This window comes from Helicobacter sp. T3_23-1059, assembly GCF_053654515.1.
Window position 1 is genome coordinate 1 of sequence record NZ_JBSIUV010000101.1, and the last position, 3,423, is coordinate 3,423.

Annotated in this window: 3 protein-coding genes; all 3 read left to right on the forward strand. The window is 29.6% G+C overall.

Going from position 1 to position 3,423, the window contains the following annotated elements; translation table 11 throughout:
* Positions 1-120: 120 nt before the first annotated feature.
* Positions 121-1,659 (forward strand): DUF6402 family protein, encoded by a 1,539-nt coding sequence (locus ACWIX0_RS13080; RefSeq protein WP_454174425.1) that lies wholly within the window; start codon positions 121-123, stop codon positions 1,657-1,659.
* Positions 1,652-2,170 (forward strand): hypothetical protein, encoded by a 519-nt coding sequence (locus tag ACWIX0_RS13085; protein ID WP_454174426.1) that lies wholly within the window; start codon positions 1,652-1,654, stop codon positions 2,168-2,170. The genes ACWIX0_RS13080 and ACWIX0_RS13085 overlap by 8 nt, the downstream gene beginning before the upstream one ends.
* A 121-nt stretch (positions 2,171-2,291) precedes the next feature.
* On the forward strand, positions 2,292-3,423 hold a 1,132-nt coding region (locus ACWIX0_RS13090; protein WP_454174427.1), incomplete at its 3' end, for a hypothetical protein.

The window sequence follows — 3,423 nt, forward strand, 5'->3', positions numbered from 1 at the left end:
AAAATCCAAATGATTGGGCATACGATGATTATGAACAAGATAAAGCACTGTGTTTTAGCATAGTGATATGTCCTAGTGGGCAAATTACAGAAAAAGATGACGCAAACGAGGAAATAAAAAATGCCTGAAAGCAATAATAGTCAAAAAAAAGAAAAACAGGCACAACAGGCAAGTCCATTTGATGAAACAATTTTATCAACGGAATTGGAATGTTGTTATAATGAATTTAAATATTATAAAGAAAAAGTAAAGAATGAAATTGCAGCATTTGGATTTGCTGTAAGTTATAATTTGCAATTCTTATGGCAAAATAGCCCGAAGATTGATAAAATCACAAATTTATCACAAACCATAAAACAAACAAATATTGGTTCACAAAAGCAACAAATTCAAGAAATACAAAATTTTTTAAAAACTAAAGGAATAGAGCCATTAGGATTATGTTACACTCCATATCCGAGAGATATAGAAACTTTAGAGGATAAAACAAAAAGACAAAAAGCAGAAAAATACTCACATCATAAAAACAATAAACCAAATCCCATTCGGGAACATAAACGCCCTATAAGATTTTACGCGACACTTGATTGGGATAAATTTTATATGAATTTTCCTATAGTAAAAAGACTAAGCAAAAATTATTTAAACAACCAAAAGATATATAATACAAAATTTACCAGTCAAATGGAGGCAATGCTTATTGAAAATAAATATATTATTGCTATACTCAAAGAACTTCCTCAAGGCTCATACATATTTAACTTTGCAATAGATATACGAGAAAATCGAAGCGATTTAAATAAAGATTCTTATATTATCTTAAGAGAAAACGAAGCAACTCCGCAAGGCTATAAATTAGTATCGCATTGCAAACCCTATGAAATAGATACTTTAAATTGCCAAAACCAAAGTTTCAGCGATGAGGAATTTATGAGACAAGCCTTTACGAATTTGTTATTAAATATGACAGGGCAATTCAGCGCAGATATTTCAGCAGCATTACTCATTAGGCAAGCTGGCAAAGCCATTCCTATGGTAGGGCAAACAATATTAGCCTATGAAGCTTATAATGTGAGCAAAGAAATTAATCAGCAATCTTGGAATGACACGATGCAAGATTTATCACTTTATGCTTGTAGTGGAAAATTTAGCCTTAATTATGCTCCTACAAAGATAAGTATTAGAAAACAAATTAAAAGTAATACAAGTGCTATAGAGTATCGCATTGATGAAATGGTAGCTTATGTGTATGATAGTTTTGATTTTTTAGACCAATATCACGATTTTAATGATGAAGGAGAAATAATTAAATTAGGGCAGCCTGTGGGAGCTTGGGATTTTAATCAAAAGGCTTTTAGTATTTTGGGCTCTATTAAGCAAATGGCAACATATAAGCCTGAGATGTTTAGTTATATAATCTCAACATTAAATCTCAAAATAGATATAGGTTCTTTATTTAAAGTAGAAATTTCTGATATTTTGCAATCCTCTCAAACCAATCCATATTATCTCTACAACCAAGATTATCAAGATTATCAAAAATTCACGCCTTATGGACTAGACTTTAGATTGTATAGCAAAGATATTATTAAAACATTAGATTTTAAAGACTTTCCTTTTAAAACTCTATATAGCACGATAGGATATGGTAATGATTGATAGTATTTTATGGGGATTTTTTTTAGGAATACTAGGTTTCATAGGAATGATATGGGGGTTTTTATTATTGTATATACCTATTTTTTATCTCTATAATCGTTTTATTGATAAAAATGCTATTTATGCAGAGGGTTTTTTGAAATATTACTTTTTGGGATACGCACTTGTATTTATCTTATTTGAATGTTATATTGCATTATATGTGCCTTTTGATTATAATTTTTTTGATGAAGATAATGCTATTTACTATCCTATACAATCAGAATATGCAGAATATAACAAAGCTTTTGGAATCTTTATGCCTGTATATGTCATAGGGATTCCTATTGCGTTTTATCTAACAAAACTCATCAATAAACTCCACAAAATAAATCAAACTCCACAAATTTTACATAGAGACAAAACGATAATATTTGGCATATTAGCACCAAGTGCGTTACTATTGTATTCTGTTGTTGATACAATTCCCATAACAAAGAATCTTTTGGGGCTTTTAAGAGGGCTAGTATGAAAGACCTTCCTTTTAAAACTATATATAGCACGATTAGGATAGAGCAAATGATTGATGGTATTTTATTTAGTTTATTAAAATTTTATTGTAAAATAAAGCTATTTTAAATAGGATAACTATAATGAGAGAGATTGGTTCGTTTGCTGATAGATTAACAACATTGACCGCACAAGATATAGATAATCTCAATAAGAATTCTCACATTGCGTATCTTAAAGCCCTTTATGAATGCCAGAGTTTTATTTTGGTAGATTCTTCTCATACCCCAAGCCTAAATGATGACAATGTCATTTCGCACTTTGGCTACCACTCATCTTTCTACCTCTCATTTATTGCAAACAAAGAATCGTTAAGCGATTCGTATTTAACTTCACGCAAAGTCCTTTATAAATCCATAATGCAAATAAAAGAGGAACAAAAGCAAGAATTAGATTCTTTAGAAAAAGAATTACAAGATTTGGATTTTAATCAAAGAGAAGAAAGATTAAAAGAGATTCAAAGAGGGCAAGAAAAAAAGGCGAGAGAATCTAAATTGAACAGATTTGATAGAAAATCTGATTCTATAAATGACTTAATCTTACAAACTAATGATAAAACAAGCACAATTATATTTTTGGATTCGCTAAATTCTAAAATTTCAATGAGTAATCTAATTCACATTTACAATAAAAATAATCAAACCAAAATCGATATTTTTACAAAAGATAGGACGATAATTGATATTTATGAGTTAGCAAAAAAATATAGTGATTATGGAATCAATTTAGATTTATTACATTCTGCAAATACGCAAATATTTTTCTACTCAATTTTGCTACAATGTGGCAGTGAATCTAGCTTGCCGCATAATGAATGCTTCTTTGGGAGTTTGGATTCAAAAGATTCACAAAATCCAAACTTTAATGTTTCAAATGCAAATCGCAATGCAAGTGATTCAAATGCTTTAGATTCAAATTTAAGTGCAAATGATTCAAATTTAGCCAACACAGATTCAGCCAACGATTTAGACGAATCAAAGCCAATTTATTATTTAGAATATGACGAAGCGGATTTAGATTCAAGTGATTCAAACAAATCTTATAAATCCAATGTAGATTCAAACCATTCAAATGATTCAAACAATTCTACCAACACAAACAATTCTACCCAAACAAACAACACAACCAAAATCTATCCCACAAATCAAACCCTCCAAATATTTCTAAACAATCACAAACTTACAATCTTAAATTACTCCATTTTAGATTCTAGCC

What these genes read in the sequence shown, in the direction of transcription:
- ACWIX0_RS13080 (WP_454174425.1), top strand. Translation starts at nt 121, where the DNA reads ATGCCTGAAAGCAATAATAGTCAAAAAAAAGAAAAACAGGCACAACAG.
- ACWIX0_RS13085 (WP_454174426.1), top strand. Translation starts at nt 1,652, where the DNA reads ATGATTGATAGTATTTTATGGGGATTTTTTTTAGGAATACTAGGTTTC.